Genomic DNA, 16021 nt, shown 5'->3' with positions numbered 1-16021 from the left:
GTACGCGGGGCTAGTCCCCTCGGGGGGGCGACGAAAAGCAGAGTTCATTGGCACCCCTGGTTGCTGTTGGTTGCATTGGTGCTTTTGGCCAGCGGACTGGCCACCGGCGGTTATTGGTTGTGGCAGCGTTTACCGGCATTTCAGTTGAGCAAAGTTGATGTGCTGGAGCAGGTTGAGGTTCGCGGAACGTTCAATGCGGTGACTGAAGAGCAGATAAAAGAAATCTTACTGCCTTATTTGCATGCAGGTTTTTTTTCTGCTGATATCCGCGCGATGCGCTTTGCCTTATTGGAGCACCCGTGGGTTATTCGGGCATCGATAAATAGGCGCTGGCCTAAGGGTGTTGTTGTTGAGGTCAGCGAGGCGCAGCCTCTTGCCGTTTGGGGGCGCGACCGATTACTAGTGGCCAGTGGGGCATTATTGCCGCGACCGGTGCAAATGCAGGTCGGTAATTTGCCTGAACTCGCCGGGGATGAAGAACTGGTGGGGCAAATCATGTCTCAGTACCAAGCGCTTGCGAGTCTATTGACTACACGGGACATGGAGGTCAAACGGTTGTCATTTGATGACCTTAGTGGCTGGCACCTGGAGTTAGTGTCGGGAATTGAATTAAAACTCGGGCATGATGCACTGCTGGAGCGAGTTAACCGCTTTCTCTCATTGAGCCGCGGCTTACTCGCTCCGTATTTACAAAAAGTGGCCGGGGTAGATACCCGTTATGGCAACGCGGTAGCGGTTCAATGGAAGAGCGAGCAAGAGTAAACAGGGATGCGGTGATAGCCGCTGTTGAAAATAAAGTTTAAAAGCGAAGGCGGTGGTCCGGCGGATACTCAAAAAAGAGACCCGGAGCATGGCCCAGCGAGGTTGGAACAAAAATGACACAAGTATCCGATCAGCGCATGATTGTTGGGCTGGATATCGGCACCTCCAAGGTAGTTGCCATCGTGGGCGAGGTAGGCGCTAACGGGGCACTCAATATTGTCGGTATAGGTTCGCACCGCTCCACCGGTATGAAAAAAGGTGTGGTGGTCAATATTGAGTCCACGGTGCAATCTATTCAGCGCGCAGTAGAGGAGGCGGAGTTGATGGCGGGGTGTGAAATCCACTCTGTCTACGCGGGTATCGCGGGTAGCCATATTCGCAGTCTTAATTCACACGGTATTGTGGCGATTAAAGATCGTGAGGTAACTCAGCAGGATTTGGATCGGGTTATCGATGCGGCCCGTGCGGTTGCCATTCCCGCAGATCAGAAGATTTTACATACGCTTCCGCAAGAGTATCTGATCGACAACCAGGAGGGTGTGAAGGAGCCACTGGGAATGTCGGGTGTGCGATTGGAAGCGAAGGTACACCTGGTAAGTGGTGCGGTTAATGCCGCGCAAAATATTGAAAAGTGTATCCGTCGCTGTGGGCTTGAGGTGGAGGATGTCATCCTCGAGCAGCTCGCTTCCAGCTATGCGGTTCTGACTGAAGATGAGAAAGAACTCGGAGTATGTATGGTCGATATTGGTGGGGGTACTACCGATATTGCCGTATTTACTGGAGGTTCGATTCGTCATACCGGTGTCATTCCCATTGCCGGGGATCAGGTGACCAATGATATTGCCATGGCTTTGCGCACACCGACGCCGCACGCTGAAGACTTAAAAATAAAGTATGCCTGTGCACTGGCAAAACTTGCGCGGGAAGGTGAAACCATTAAGGTGCCGAGCGTGGGAGACAGAGAGCCCAGGGATTTATCTCGTCAGGCTCTGGCCGAAGTGGTGGAGCCCCGCTATGACGAGTTATTTACTTTGGTGCAGGCGGAATTACGTCGCAGCGGATTTGAGGACCTGTGCGCAGCAGGAGTGGTTTTAACTGGAGGCTCCTCAAAAATGGAGGGTGCGGTTGAACTGGCTGAGGAAATTTTCCATATGCCTGTGCGCCTCGCGGTGCCTCAGGGAATTTGCGGTTTAACTGATATTGTAAGTAATCCAATTTACTCCACCGGAGTTGGATTATTGATGTATGCGATGCAGCAAGACGAGTCTGCCGGGGGTAAAACTCAGCCCGTGCGCAACGATAATCAGTGGTGGGATAAAGTGAAACACTGGTTTCGCGGAAATTTGTAATAGCATGCAACCAGAATTAGCCATCCCATAAGGGATTTTTTTTAAGCGTGGCTGTAATATTCGACATGAGCAAGAAAGGGGAACAGCGATGTTCGAGCTAGTTGATAGCGTACAGGATAAACCTGTCATCAAGGTAATAGGAGTCGGCGGCGGCGGTGGCAATGCTGTAAAGCATATGATTGTCAGTGACGTGGAGGGCGTGGACTTTATCTGCGCGAACACCGACGCTCAGGCGCTCAAAGATGTTGAAGCGCAAACCATTCTGCAGCTTGGTAATACCATTACCCGCGGTTTGGGTGCTGGGGCCAATCCCGATATTGGTCGAGAGTCGGCCCTGGAAGACCGCGATCGGATCGCTGAGGTCCTGAGCGGTGCCGATATGGTCTTTATTACCGCTGGCATGGGTGGTGGCACCGGCACCGGTGGGGCACCGATTGTGGCCGAGATTGCCAAAGAACTCGGTATTCTCACCGTGGCTGTGGTGACCCGTCCGTTTAAGATCGAAGGGCGCAAGCGCACCGTTGTGGCTGAGGAGGGTATTCTCGAGCTGCGCGATAAAGTGGACTCCCTGATCACTATCCCCAATGATCGCCTGTTGGAGGTATTGGGCAGCAAGATCACCATGAAGTCTGCCTATAAAGAGGCCGACAACGTACTGCTCGGAGCGGTGCAGGGCATTGCCGATCTGATGATCCGCCCAGGTATTATGAACGTGGACTTTGCCGATGTGCGTACGGTGATGTCTGAGATGGGGATGGCAATGATGGGTTCCGGATCCGCAATTGGCGAGAATCGAGCCCGTGAAGCCGCGGAAAAGGCGGTTCGCAGCCCACTGCTGGATAACGTCAACCTTGCCGGTGCCCGCGGTATCTTGGTCAATATTATTACCGGCAGTGAAGAATCCGGCTGCCAGGAGCTGACGCTGGGGGAATACTCAGAGGTCGGTGAGATCGTGCAGGAGATCGCTTCAGATGAAGCCACGGTGGTTATTGGCACCGCGGTGGATGATAAGCTGGGTGATGAGATGCGCGTGACCGTTGTGGCCGCGGGTCTGGGAGAGGGAACCCCTACGGCGCGTCCGGCCAAGGTGGTGGACAACACCCGTCGTCCGGAGTCTCGTGATATGCGCGAGCCCCGTGAGACGAGAGAAGCCCGCGACATGCGCGAAATGCGTGAAAGCCACGGCGCGGCGGGGCTGGTCTCTCGCGAAAATACTGCGGACCCTCGCCCCCGGGTGGATGTCGAGCGTCCAAAGCGCCCGGCTCCGACTCTGAACTCGGCAGATGCCGACATGGAGTACCTGGATATTCCAGCGTTCCTGCGTCGCCAAGCCGATTGAGGAGAGCCGCCGCAGAGGCAGTACACTGCTCATGTCCGCCCAGCCCCTGGGCTGGGTGTCGCCTCTGCGGTGTGGCTTGTTCCAGGAAGGCCAGTCAACTGTTACTGGTAGCGAGCGTACAACTTAAAAGGGATTTATTTTGACTTTTTGGTCAGGAAAAGGAGTTTAATTAACAATTTTTTACAGTGAACCTGGAGCTAGAGGTCTTAGAATGCTGTTTCAGCGACTGAGGTGTGGCGCTCCAATCTTTGCTTAAACTATCCTTTCAGGGAAGGTGGCGGTGTGTTGATCTGACCACACGCTCACAATTGGTATTGGCGTCGCAATTATGCTAATATCGGCGGCTTGCTGCGCATTATGCGTAGACCACCGACTGGGAAAAGATAGTTTCATGATCAAACAGCGCACGCTTAAAAATGCTATTCGCGCCACTGGCGTAGGTCTGCACACTGGCAAAAAGGTTATTCTAACCCTTAAGCCGGCTCCCGTAGACACCGGCATCGTGTTCCGTAGAACGGACCTAGATCCGGTGGTCGAAATTGAAGCCCGCGCCGAGAATGTGGGTGATACCCTGCTCTCCACTACCCTGGTAAAGGACGATGTGCGCATCGCTACGGTCGAGCATCTGCTCTCTGCGATGGCGGGTCTTGGTATTGATAATGCCATTGTTGAACTTTCCGCCCAGGAAGTGCCGATCATGGACGGCAGTGCCGGTCCATTCGTATTTCTCATTCAGTCTGCCGGTATTCAGGAGCAGTCTGCGCCGAAGAAATTCCTGCGTATCAAGAAGCCGATCACTGTGGAAGAGGGTGACAAAGTTGCCAGTTTCCTGCCTTTCAATGGTTTCAAAGTGTCCTTTACCATTGACTTCGACCACCCTGTTTTCCAAGGGCGCAACCTGACTTCTTCTGTGGATTTCTCCAGCACCTCCTTCGTGAAAGAGGTGAGTCGCGCGCGTACATTTGGCTTTATGCACGAAATTGAATACTTGCGCTCCAAGGGGTTGGTTCAGGGTGGCTCAGTGGATAATGCCATTGTGGTTGACCAGTATCGTATTTTGAACGAGGGTGGATTGCGTTACGAAGACGAATTTGTGAAACACAAAATTCTCGATGCAATCGGCGACCTTTATTTGCTGGGTACCAGCCTGATCGGCGAGTTCAAGGCCTTTAAGTCTGGCCATTCTTTGAACAATAAATCCCTGCGCCATCTAATGACACAAAAAGACGCCTGGGAAATGGTGACTTTTGAGGGGGAGCAAGAGGCTCCTATCTCTTACGTTAAGCCAATACTGGCCGTTTAATCCCCTCCATAAAAGCCGGCATTACAAAGCCGGCTTTTTTACGTGACTGATTCAGCAGAGAAGGCCTGGCAGTTCTGATAATCTTGCCCGGCGTCGGGGATTTCCCAACTGTTTACTATGAGGTATAGCGCTGGAGTCTCGTCTCTCTTATACCGAGACAAAAAAATTACAAAATGTCGAACTTCTCCTGCTTGTTATGAAAGTAATTCTGGTCAATGAGCGCGGTGCAACCCGCAGCTTTAATTTTGGTGGATTGAGCAAAGCGCTGTTGAGCTTATGCCTGCTCGGTTTGCCCGTTGGTGCCTTCCTGTTGGGTGCCAATCTACCTGTGACCAAATCAGATTTGTTCGACGCGCGCACGGCCAAGGCGTGGGAGCGCGCCCTGCGCAAACAGCAGCAGGAAATTGAAGAGGCTGATCGCGAAGCGCATGAGCAGCTCGCTGCGCTCACGGTCAAACTGGCCGAGCTACAGGCCCGTCTCACCCGTTTGGATGCCGTTGGTGAGCGCCTTACCGCGGCGGCTAACCTCGATGAAGGCGAGTTCGAATTCAGTGCGGCTCCCGCCGTAGGCGGTCCGGAAGATCCCGGAATCTCAGGTACGTCGGAACTGCCTTATCAGCCCCCCGAATTTCTCGATGTGATTGGCAACCTGTCCCATAAAGTGGATGATCGCCAAATGCAGCTTAATACGCTCGAATCCCTGATGGCCAATCTCCAGCTGGAGGACGAGCAGTTTATCGCCGGGCGCCCAATTACTAAGGGTTGGATGTCTTCACGATACGGTTATCGTACTGACCCCTTTACCGGGCGACGCACTTGGCACAAGGGCGTGGACTTTGCCGGCAAGAAGGGCTCGGACGTGGTTTCCGTTGCCGCGGGTGTTGTTACCTGGGCTGATGAGCGTCACGGTTACGGTCATTTAGTGGAAATCAACCACGGCAATGGTTATTCCACCCGCTATGGCCATAACAGCAAGCTCAATGTCGGTCTCGGTGATGTGGTAAAAAAAGGCCAGGTGATTGCCCAGATGGGCTCCAGTGGTCGCTCCACCGGCCCTCACGTGCACTTCGAAATCTTCAAGAACAACCGCACGGTCGACCCGGCCAGCTATATCCGCCGTACAGGCAGATAACAACTATTCTTCCCTTACGCGTAATTGCTGGCAGCTTGGCATAGGAGTTGCCAGCGCCTGCGCCTTCCTGTTTACTTGCACCCCTCGCATAAAGGAGTGTCGGTGCGATATCTGCCCAGCATTAGCGCCGACAGCGCACATAAGATAAGTGGTTTCTAGATAATGATTGGCAAACTGATTAAATCGGTCTTTGGTACAAAAAATGACCGCGAGCTGAAGCGCATGCGACGCATCGTGGAGAAGGTCAACGCGCTGGAAGGGGATTTTCAGCAACTGGACGATGCCGCTCTTCGCGCCAAAACAGAAGAGTTTAAGAAACGTGTTGCGGATGGGGAAACCCTGGATCGGTTGTTACCCGAAGCCTTTGCCGCTGTGCGTGAAGCTGGTCGCCGTACCCTGGGTATGCGCCATTTTGATGTGCAGCTGATCGGCGGTATGACCTTGCACGAAGGCCGCATTGCGGAAATGCGCACCGGTGAGGGTAAAACCCTGGTGGCGACATTGCCCGCCTACTTGAACGCCCTGGAAGGCAAAGGTGTTCACATTGTGACGGTCAATGACTACCTGGCATCGCGGGATGCCAACTGGATGCGACCAGTTTATGAGTTCCTCGGCCTGACCGTAGGGGTGATTGTTTCCCAGCAAAACCCCGACGATAAAAAGGCCGCTTATCAGGCCGATATTACTTACGGCACGAACAACGAATTTGGCTTTGACTATCTGCGTGACAATATGGTGTTGCGCAAAGAAGACCGCACCCAGCGCCCGCAGAATTTTGCCATTGTGGATGAGGTGGACTCCATCCTTATCGATGAAGCGCGCACCCCGCTGATTATTTCCGGCGCGGCAGAAGATTCCTCCCACCTGTATCTGGCCATGAACAAGCTGATTCCTCAGTTGGAGCGCGCCGAAGAGGGTGGGGAGGGCCACTACACGGTAGATGAAAAGACCCGCCAGGTGGAGCTGACCGAGCAGGGGCATCAGCTGGTTGAAGACTTGCTGTCCCGCAGTGGGCTGATGAAAGAAGATCAGTCCCTGTATGCTCCCGGTAACCTGGGCCTGTTGCACCATGTGCATGCTGCGTTGCGTGCCCAGGTGCTGTTTAACCGCGATGTGGACTATATCGTGCAAAACGGCCAGGTCGTGTTAATCGATGAGCATACCGGCCGCACCATGCCGGGTCGTCGCCTTTCCGAGGGGCTGCATCAGGCCTTAGAGGCCAAGGAGAGTGTGCAGATCCAGAATGAAAGCCAGACCCTGGCTTCCACCACCTTCCAGAACCTGTTTCGCTTCTACCCCAAGCTTTCCGGTATGACGGGTACCGCGGATACCGAGGCGTTTGAGTTTCAGCAAATTTATGGTCTGGATGTGGTGGTTATCCCCACGAACAAAGACATCCAGCGGGAAGATCTCAATGATCTGGTCTATCTGAGCCAAGAGGAGAAGATGGACGCCATCATTGAGGACGTCAAATTCTGCCGTGAGAAGAAGGCGCCGATCCTGGTGGGCACCGCTTCTATCGAGACCTCCGAGGAAATGTCGCGCTTGCTGCAAAAGGCGGGTATTAAGCACCAGGTGCTGAACGCCAAATACCATGAGCGGGAAGCGCAGATTATCGCCCAGGCCGGTCGTCCCGGCGAAGTTACCATTGCCACGAATATGGCTGGTCGCGGTACTGATATTGTCTTGGGTGGTAACTGGGAATCCGAAGCGGAAACTCTTGCCCAGGAAAAAGGAAGCGCCTTAAGCGAGGCTGAGCTGGCCAGACTGAAAGAGGACTGGCAGAAGCGCCACGACTTGGTTATCGAAGCCGGCGGCCTGCATATTATTGGTACTGAGCGCCACGAGTCCCGCCGGATCGATAATCAGCTGCGTGGTCGCGCAGGGCGCCAGGGTGATCCGGGTGTGACCCGTTTCTACCTGTCTCTGGAAGACAGCCTGATGCGTATCTTCGCCTCCGACCGGGTGAAGAATTTTATGCAAATGCTGGGCATGGAGCGCGGTGAGGCCATCGAACACCGCATGGTTTCTAACGCTATCGAAAAGGCTCAGCGGCGTGTTGAGGGGCGCAACTTCGATATCCGCAAGCAGTTGCTCGAATACGATGACGTGGCTAATGACCAGCGCCAGGTGATTTACAGTCAGCGCAACGAATTGCTGGAAGCCGACACGATCAGCGATACCATAAACGCTATTCGCGAAGATGTGGTACACGAGATTATATCGGCCTCTGTGCCTCCAGAAAGTGTTGAAGAGCAGTGGGATATCCCTGCTCTGGAGCAGCAGCTCGCCGGTGAGCTGGGTGTCGAGTTACCTATCCAGAAGTGGCTGGATGAGGATCGCAACCTGCACGAAGAGACTCTGCGCCAGAAGATTACAGCAGAGGCGCAGAACGCCTATGCCGCTAAGGTTACGCGCATCAGTGAATCTTCCGGCGATGCCAACTTGATGCCCACCGTGGAGCGTCAAATCATGCTGCAGGTGTTGGACCAGCTATGGAAAGAACACCTTTCCAGTATGGATCACCTGAGAGCCGGTATTGGTTTACGCGCCTATGCCAATAAGAACCCCAAACAGGAATTCAAGCGCGAATCTTTCCACTTGTTCCAAAGCATGCTGGAAAACCTCAAGCACGAAGTGGTACGTATCCTTGCCCATGTGGAGCCGATGACCCGCGAGCAGATGGATGAGCTGGAGGAGCGTCGTCTGGAGGAGCAGCGTCAGCAGCAGCTGGAGCTGCAACATGCGGAAGCTTCCGCCCTGCCTGAGAGTGAGCCCCAACAGCAGGCGACCCTGGTGCCGGAGCGCCGTGGACCGAAAGTTGGCCGCAATGACCCCTGTCCCTGTGGCTCCGGTAAAAAGTACAAGCAGTGTCACGGAAAATTGGCTTCCTCGACCCAAAGCTAGAGAGATATCCGGCTTGATAGGCCGACTTTGCCACCAAATACCCCGCTTTCGCGGGGTATTTTTTTAGCAGTCTTAAAAATATTCTGCGGCATTAGGGCTGATTTCCGCACATGGTGCGGATTTTTCTTGCCTCATTCTGGTTGGGCTTTAATAATGACGTCCTTTCTTCCATAGCCAGCCCGCGCAGCAAGCTTGCGTTTAGGGTATTAAGCCAAATCGATATGTCTGAACTACAATTTCCTTCCCTGAAAGGGGTCCGTCTTGCCAGTGTGCCGGCCAATATCAAGAATTGGCTTCGTGACGATCTGTTATTGGTCGAGATCTCTGAAGGTGCATCGGTCTCGGCCACCTTCACCCAGAATAGCTTCTGTGCCGCACCGGTACTGGTAGCGAAAGAGCATATTGCCCAGGGGGATATTCGCGCGCTGTTGGTCAATGCGGGTAATGCCAATGCGGCCACAGGTACCCGCGGTCTCAGCGATGCCAAAGCCTGTTGTGCGGCTGTGGCGGCGGCTATGGGTATTCGGGCGGAACAGGTGCTGCCCTTTAGTACCGGAGTGATCGGTGAACATCTGCCACTGCAACGTTTGCTCGATGCTATTCCCCCAGCCGCTGAAGCGCTGGCCGGCAATGGCTGGGGAAGAGCTGCAGAAGCGATTATGACGACGGACACCCGTCCAAAAATCGCTAAGCGCACCCTGAAGATCCGTGGCGAAGAAATTGCGGTAGTGGGTATCGCCAAGGGTTCGGGCATGATTCAGCCAAATATGGCAACTATGCTCGCCTATGTTGCCACCGATGCAACCGTGGCCCAGCCGCTGCTGGATGAGATGGTGAGGGATGCGGTGAGCGCCTCGTTCAACCGGGTTAGCGTAGATGGGGATACCTCAACCAATGATGCCTGCGTACTGATTGCCAGTGGTGCTGTCGGCGAGTCAATCCAGACTCGATCCGATGAAAGCTATAGCGCGCTAATGCGAGCTATTACCGAGGTGCATGTCGAGTTGGCTCAGGAAGTGGTTAAAGACGGCGAAGGTGCCACTAAATTTGTCACCGTGCAGGTCGATGGCGCAGACAATAGCGAAGAGGCACTTAAGGTTGCTTTTGAAGTGGGTAACTCGCCTCTGGTAAAGACTGCGCTCTACGCCTCCGACCCCAATTGGGGGCGTCTGGTAATGGCTATTGGCAATGCCCTGCCAAATGATTTAGATACCGGCAAGGTCAATATATTTTTAGATCGTGTGCAGGTGGTGGAAGGCGGAGGCCGCGCGGCGGACTATCGGGAAGAGCTGGGCGAACAGGTGTTTTCTCAGTCTGAGTTTACTGTTCGCATCGAGCTTGGTCGTGGCAACGCCAGTGAGCATATCTGGACCTGTGACTTCTCCCGCGAGTATGTCACCATCAACGCCGAATACCGTACCTGAGGAGTTGTTGTGAGCCGTGTTATTCATGTCGCCGTGGGTGTTGTTCGCCGCGGTGATGGCAAGATCCTGATTGCCCGTCGCCCCAAGCATTTACATATGGGTGGGCTTTGGGAGTTTCCTGGCGGTAAGGTGGAAGCTGGAGAAACCGTGCAGCAGGCGCTTTCCAGGGAGCTAAGGGAAGAGGTGGCTATTGAGGTGCAACAGCTGCAGCCACTGGTAGAAATTCGCCACGAGTACCCAGAGAAAAGCGTACTTTTAGATACCTGGCTGGTCACCGCATTCAGCGGGGAGCCTGAAGGTTGTGAGGGGCAAGAGACAGCCTGGGCGACCGTGCAGGGATTAGAGAATTACCAATTCCCGGATGCCAACCAGGCAATTATTAAGGCCATTCAGACAGTAGAAAATTAAGGCGGTCTGCACCGGTTACACTGTGGGCCTCTGCACCTAAAGCGCGCGAGGCCCACAGTGATGGCGAATAGGATTTGTGATTCGCACTTAGTGGCGCTGCTTATTCGGGTCCAGCTCGTCACTCAGCACGTCATCGTAAATCGATTCCCCCGCTATTTTATGTCCCTCACTGGCCCACTCCCCCAGATCGATTAGCTTGCAGCGCTCACTGCAAAAAGGCTTAAAGGGAAATTTGTCGCTCCACTCGATGGGCTTCTTACAGGTAGGGCAATTCAGGCTGGGGGCTTCTTTCGACTTGGACATAGTGGGTCTGGATTCTGCTTATTCAGTTAGGGTGGGTCGCATGCCCTATTGGGGCGAGTTATTTGGATGGCGGACACTCTTGTGCCGCTGCCGCCAGTAACAGGTATTTCTGATGCAGGGCCTCAATTTGACGGTTGAGTGCCGCTAAGTCCGCAGTATTGTCCAGTACATCGTCCGCCTTGGCTAGACGCTCCTGTCTATCCAGCTGCGCGGCCATAATCTTACGAATCTGTTCTGGGTGATTCTCATCCCTGGCGCTGGCTCTTTCCAGCTGCAGACTTTCCGGCAGATCCACCACGCATATCCTGTCTACTAACTGATGCTGCCCGGACTCTATCAGTAGTGGCGATTCTAAAATCGCATAGGGACTTGCGCTCCTTGCCAGAGATAACAGTATCTCCTCGCGAATCAGGGGATGTAACAGCCCTTCCAGCCAAGCGCGTTCTGCGGGATTATCAAAGACTAAAGCGCGTAGTTGCGCCCGGTCCAATGTACCATTCTCAAGCAGTACACTGGCCCCGAAGTGCTGGGCGATTTGCTCCAGGGCCGGTCTACCTGGTTGTACCACTACCCTTGCCGCCCAGTCCGCGTCCACCACATGAATGCCCAGCTCGCGAAAGTAGGCGGCGGCGGCCGACTTGCCGCTGCCGATACCACCGGTTAAGCCAATTCGGAACAATGGAATGTCTCCTCGGAGTGAAAGTTGAGGGCTAAAAATACGAAACCCGGCCAGTAGCTGGCCGGGTTTATGGTAATTCACTTGCCCGATAAGGGCGAATTGTGGACGGAAGCCTGAATTAGCCACCGAGCCCGGAGAAATTCAGGTACCAGCCAACAATTTGCTCCCCCCACAGCATGGCAATCCAACCGGCACCAGCCAGATAGGGACCAAAGGCAATCGGCAAATTGCGATCGCGACCAACAGCCAGGCTCCAGGATAGACCGGCAATAGCGCCCACAGCGGCAGAGAGCAGAATCACCAAAGGCAGCATCTGCCAGCCAAACCAAGCCCCGATTGCCGCGAGTATCTTGAAATCCCCGGCGCCCATCCCCTCTTTGCCGGTGACCAGCTTAAAGATATGGAATACCAGCCAAAGAGCGAGATAACCGGCAATAGCTCCAATCACGGCGTCCTGCAGTGGAACAAAAACACCCCAGAGGTTAATAAGCAGCCCGCCCCAAAGTAGCGGCAGGGTGATGCTATCAGGCAACAACTGCTTGTCGAAATCGATACCGGTCAATGCGACCAAGGCCCAGGTAAATACACAGCCTGCCAGCGCCTGCCAGGTAAAGCCCAGCTGCCAGACCACCACCGCCGTAAGAATACCGGTAGCCAGTTCAACCAGGGGGTAGCGCTTGGATATGTGTGTGCCGCAGGAGCCGCATTTACCTCGTAGTAGCAGATAACTGACAACTGGAATATTTTGCCAGGGTTTGATTTCCGTTTTGCACTTGGGGCAGTGGGAGTGCGGTAGCACCAGATTAAAAGGTTTTTCTAATTCTTCCTGCTCTGTGGGACCGGGTTGAGCGTTGAAGTAGCTATAGAAATCCCGCTTGTATTCTCGCTCCATCATTATTGGCAGGCGCAGGATGACTACATTGAGGAAGCTGCCTATGATTAAGCCTAAAATAAAGACGCTGCCTAATAGCGGGGCTGGATAAAAAGATAAATATTCGAGCATTATTTTTTATACTACTTGGCCGAGCTGGAATATGGGTAAGTACATGGCAATCATTAAACCACCAACCAAAATACCTAAAACAGCCATAATAATAGGTTCAAGTAAGGTTGTTAGGTTGTCTACCATATTATCTACAGCTTCTTCGTAGTATTCAGCAGCCTTGCTGAGCATTTCATCCAGTGCTCCGGACTCTTCACCGATAGCCGTCATTTGAATCAACATGGTGGGGTAGAGATCTGAAGTACGCATAGCCGTATTTAGTGGGATGCCAGTTGAAACTGAATCCCGAATTTTATACGTGGCTTCTTCGTATAGACTATTCCCTGTGGCACCGGCAACAGATTTTAATGCATCTATTAAGGGGACACCTGCAGCAAAGGTTGTTGAAAGTGTACGGGCAAAACGAGCGGAGATCGAATTGTAAGTAATTTTACCTAGAATAGGTAATTTAAGAATTAATCGATCAAAAAATCCGGCAATTTTTTTATTACGTTTTTTTGATTCAATCAAGCCGCCCACACAAAAAATTATAGTAATCAAAGTAAAAAACCAATTTGCCTGCATCCACTCTGACATGTTTACGACTAGTCGGGTGAAAGCGGGCAGGTCTGCACCAAAGCTGGAAAATGTTGAGGCAAACTGGGGTACGACTTTGATTAGTAGTATTGATGTCACAATAATTGCGACGATAATTACGGCGATGGGATAGGTCATTGCCTTTTTTATTTTTGCTTTTAGCGATTCAGTCTTTTCTTTGTAGGTGGCAATTCTATCCAGCATGGTTTCCAGTGCACCAGACTGCTCACCAGCGGCAACGAGATTACAGAAAAGCGCATCAAAGTAGAGCGGATATTTACGTAATGCATCAGCAAACGCGGTGCCAGAAGCAACATCGTCCCTAATTTTGAATATTAGTTCTTTTACGCCTTCATTGTCCAAACCGTCAGCAACAATTTCAAAGCTCTGTACGAGAGGTATACCAGCTTTCATCATGGTGGCCATCTGCCGGGTGAATAGGGCAATATCTGCAGGCTTAACTTTTTTCTTCCCCCCCCCAAATAAGGGTTTGGGCTTTTTTTGTACGCGATTGGCGATGATTCCCTGTTTCCGTAATTGGGCTTTCACCAGTGCTGGACTGATGCCATTGATTTCCCCTTGAACCTTGCCCCCCTTACTATCCACGCCTTTGTAGATATATGGGATTGCTGTGGGATTGGCCATAAGTGGTTTTCCTACTTTATCTCTGCTAGCAACGGCATATTGTTTAATTGTGCCGTTGACATATTTTAACGAGAAAACCGCAAGGTTCTGTCGCTCGTATGGCGCTGAGTCAAATATGAAGGCTGTTAATCCTTGGTTACTCGATTCGCCTCCTCCAGACTCGTAATCCCCATTACTACTTTACGTAGAGCAGAGGTTCTTAAGTTGTTGAAGCCCTCCTCGCGGGCTTTATCGGCAATCTGAATAGAGTTGCCGCCTTCCATTATAATTCTGGAGATGCTGTCAGTAATGCGAACTACTTCATACACGCCCACACGCCCCTTATAGCCTTTGGAGCAGTGTTCACAGCCAACAGGCTGATAAATATTCCAGTGGTCTTTAGGGATTGTTACCGAATCAAAGCCCTCAATCTCGAGTACCTCTTCAGGCAGATTTACGGGCTTTTTACACTCATTGCATAGGCGTCTTGCCAAGCGCTGAGCAATAATTACGCTGACCGAAGTGGCTATATTAAAAGTGGGGACCCCCATATTCATCAAGCGAGTGAGGGTCTCGGGTGCTGAGTTGGTATGCAACGTAGAGAGCACCAAGTGCCCAGTCTGGGCAGCCTTGATAGCAATTTCGGCCGTTTCCAGATCCCGTATCTCCCCCACCATTACGATGTCTGGGTCTTGTCGTAGAAAGGAGCGTAGTGCCTCTGCAAAATTGAGCCCCACTTTATTGGACACGTTGACCTGGTTGATACCCTCCAGATTGATCTCTACCGGGTCTTCTGCCGTGGAGATATTGCGTTCTGAGGTATTGAGGATATTGAGACCTGTATAGAGTGAGACAGTCTTACCGGAGCCAGTGGGGCCGGTGACCAGGATCATCCCCTGGGGCTGGGCCAGGGCATCCATGTAGATTTTTTTCTGCTCGTCTTCATAGCCGAGCGCATCAATGCCGAGCTTGGCTGAGGAGGGATCCAGAATCCGCAATACAATTTTCTCCCCCCATAAGGTAGGTAGGCTGTTTACACGGAAGTCAATCGCCTTGATTTTGGACAGCTTCATCTTGATGCGGCCATCCTGAGGTACACGCTTTTCAGAGATATCCATTCTGGACATCACCTTCAAGCGTGCCGACAGTCGATTAGAGAGCTGAATTGGGGGCTTGGCGACTTCATGTAAGACGCCATCAGTGCGGAAACGAACCCGATAGGATTTTTCATAGGGCTCGAAATGAATATCAGAGGCGCCGCTGCGAATAGCGTCGAGTAGCACCTTGTTCACAAAACGTACTACCGGAGCCTCATCGCCTCCGGGATCATCGGAGTCCCCATTATCTTTATCATCGCCACCAACATCCAGGGCATCTAGCTCTTCATTATCTATCCCTTCCAGTCCAGCACCCATATCGCCACTGTCGGAAAGGTAGCTCTCAATAGCCTTGGACAATTTATCGGCGTCAACGAGTACAGCATCTGTATTGAGGCCTGTATTGAAGTTAATTTCATCTAGGCCAGCCAGATTCGTAGGGTCGGCAACTGCGATAAAAAGGCGGTTGCCGCGCTTGTAAAGAGGTAGAGCAAAGTGCTTGCTGATGAGCTTTTCATCAACGACGCTCTTTGGAATCAAATCAAAATTGTAGGCGCTCATATCAAAAAGAGGGGTACCAAATGCCTCTGAAGCGACTTTCGCAAGTTCGCGGCTTTTAACAAGTTTGGACTCCACTACGTGCTGGGCGAAAGTCTGGTTTTCTCTTCGGGCTGCCTTAATTGCAGATACTGCCGCTTGTTCTTCTAGGATTTTGTCTGCAACAAGACGTTTCGCTAAGCCGCTGAGGGGGGAAGTTGTCATTGATAAACTGCCGCTATAGTTCTCTTGCGCCAGGTATTGAGAGTGGACATATTTTATTAGCCCTATGCAAACCTAGGCATGAATAGAAGAAGTGGTGGAATATAGCGAATTAATGAACCTGAGCCAAATATCAACAACAAAGGGGTTACATGTCTTGGTGGATACACAGAAGGTGACAAATTTTGTCACAACCCGGCTGCTGTTGTCAGTAGTAGCTTGTTAAAGACCTTGATTTGAGAGAAGTGATCGACTGCACACCGATTACACATAAGCTTTCGCTTATCTTGCCAACCTTGGCATAATCCTTGTATCTTGTTCGGCGACATCCTCACGGGATTCACTTTATATTACAA

13 protein-coding genes are annotated in these 16021 nt (G+C 52.3%); 8 read left to right on the top strand and 5 right to left on the bottom strand.

Features of this window, described 5'->3' with window-relative positions; all coding sequences use genetic code 11:
* Positions 1-78: 78 nt before the first annotated feature.
* From ACCI51_RS08775 to mutT, 8 genes are all read left to right on the top strand, one after another.
* Positions 79-762 (top strand): cell division protein FtsQ/DivIB, encoded by a 684-nt coding sequence (locus ACCI51_RS08775; RefSeq protein ID WP_371843320.1) that lies wholly within the window; start codon positions 79-81, stop codon positions 760-762.
* A 113-nt stretch (positions 763-875) separates the two neighbouring features.
* On the top strand, positions 876-2111 hold the full coding sequence (gene ftsA / locus ACCI51_RS08770) for a cell division protein FtsA (RefSeq protein ID WP_299582693.1): 1236 nt from the start codon (positions 876-878) through the stop codon (positions 2109-2111).
* Positions 2112-2199: 88 nt separating this feature from the next.
* Positions 2200-3450 carry a cell division protein FtsZ gene (gene ftsZ, locus ACCI51_RS08765; protein WP_299582696.1) on the top strand — a complete coding sequence of 417 codons (1251 nt, stop codon included), beginning with the start codon at positions 2200-2202 and terminating at the stop codon, positions 3448-3450.
* A 391-nt stretch (positions 3451-3841) separates the two neighbouring features.
* Positions 3842-4753 (top strand): UDP-3-O-acyl-N-acetylglucosamine deacetylase, encoded by a 912-nt coding sequence (gene lpxC / locus ACCI51_RS08760; RefSeq protein ID WP_299582699.1) that lies wholly within the window; start codon positions 3842-3844, stop codon positions 4751-4753.
* A 196-nt stretch (positions 4754-4949) separates the two neighbouring features.
* The gene (locus ACCI51_RS08755; RefSeq protein WP_371843319.1) at positions 4950-5885 is read left to right on the top strand and encodes a M23 family metallopeptidase; all 936 of its coding nucleotides are present in this window, start codon (positions 4950-4952) and stop codon (positions 5883-5885) included.
* Positions 5886-6047: 162 nt separating this feature from the next.
* Positions 6048-8792, top strand: coding sequence for a preprotein translocase subunit SecA (gene secA / locus ACCI51_RS08750; protein ID WP_371843318.1), 2745 nt, complete (start codon positions 6048-6050; stop codon positions 8790-8792).
* 215 nt (positions 8793-9007) lie between these two features.
* Positions 9008-10216 (top strand): bifunctional glutamate N-acetyltransferase/amino-acid acetyltransferase ArgJ, encoded by a 1209-nt coding sequence (gene argJ, locus ACCI51_RS08745; protein ID WP_371843374.1) that lies wholly within the window; start codon positions 9008-9010, stop codon positions 10214-10216.
* 9 nt (positions 10217-10225) lie between these two features.
* Complete coding sequence (gene mutT / locus ACCI51_RS08740; protein ID WP_371843317.1) at positions 10226-10624, top strand: 8-oxo-dGTP diphosphatase MutT; 399 nt, start codon at positions 10226-10228, stop codon at positions 10622-10624.
* Positions 10625-10711: 87 nt separating this feature from the next.
* Here the strand turns inward: mutT and yacG are convergent, their stop codons facing one another.
* From yacG to pilB, 5 genes are all read right to left on the bottom strand, one after another.
* The gene (gene yacG / locus ACCI51_RS08735; RefSeq protein WP_371843316.1) at positions 10712-10927 is read right to left on the bottom strand and encodes a DNA gyrase inhibitor YacG; all 216 of its coding nucleotides are present in this window, start codon (positions 10925-10927) and stop codon (positions 10712-10714) included.
* Between the two features lie 58 nt (positions 10928-10985).
* Positions 10986-11606: a dephospho-CoA kinase gene (gene coaE / locus ACCI51_RS08730; protein WP_371843315.1), complete on the bottom strand. Its 621-nt coding sequence runs from the start codon at positions 11604-11606 to the stop codon at positions 10986-10988.
* A 118-nt stretch (positions 11607-11724) separates the two neighbouring features.
* Positions 11725-12609 (bottom strand): prepilin peptidase, encoded by an 885-nt coding sequence (locus ACCI51_RS08725; RefSeq protein ID WP_371843314.1) that lies wholly within the window; start codon positions 12607-12609, stop codon positions 11725-11727.
* A 6-nt stretch (positions 12610-12615) separates the two neighbouring features.
* A complete protein-coding gene (locus ACCI51_RS08720; RefSeq protein WP_371843313.1) occupies positions 12616-13830 on the bottom strand; it encodes a type II secretion system F family protein in 1215 nt (404 codons plus the stop codon).
* Between the two features lie 125 nt (positions 13831-13955).
* Positions 13956-15668: a type IV-A pilus assembly ATPase PilB gene (pilB, locus tag ACCI51_RS08715; protein ID WP_371843312.1), complete on the bottom strand. Its 1713-nt coding sequence runs from the start codon at positions 15666-15668 to the stop codon at positions 13956-13958.
* Positions 15669-16021: the final 353 nt, after the last annotated feature.

This window comes from Microbulbifer echini (assembly GCF_041447225.1).
In the GTDB taxonomy this organism is placed as follows: Bacteria; Pseudomonadota; Gammaproteobacteria; order Pseudomonadales; family Cellvibrionaceae; genus Microbulbifer; species Microbulbifer echini.
The sequence above is the reverse complement of the archived record's forward strand: the minus strand, read 5'-3'. Positions and strand labels throughout refer to the sequence as shown.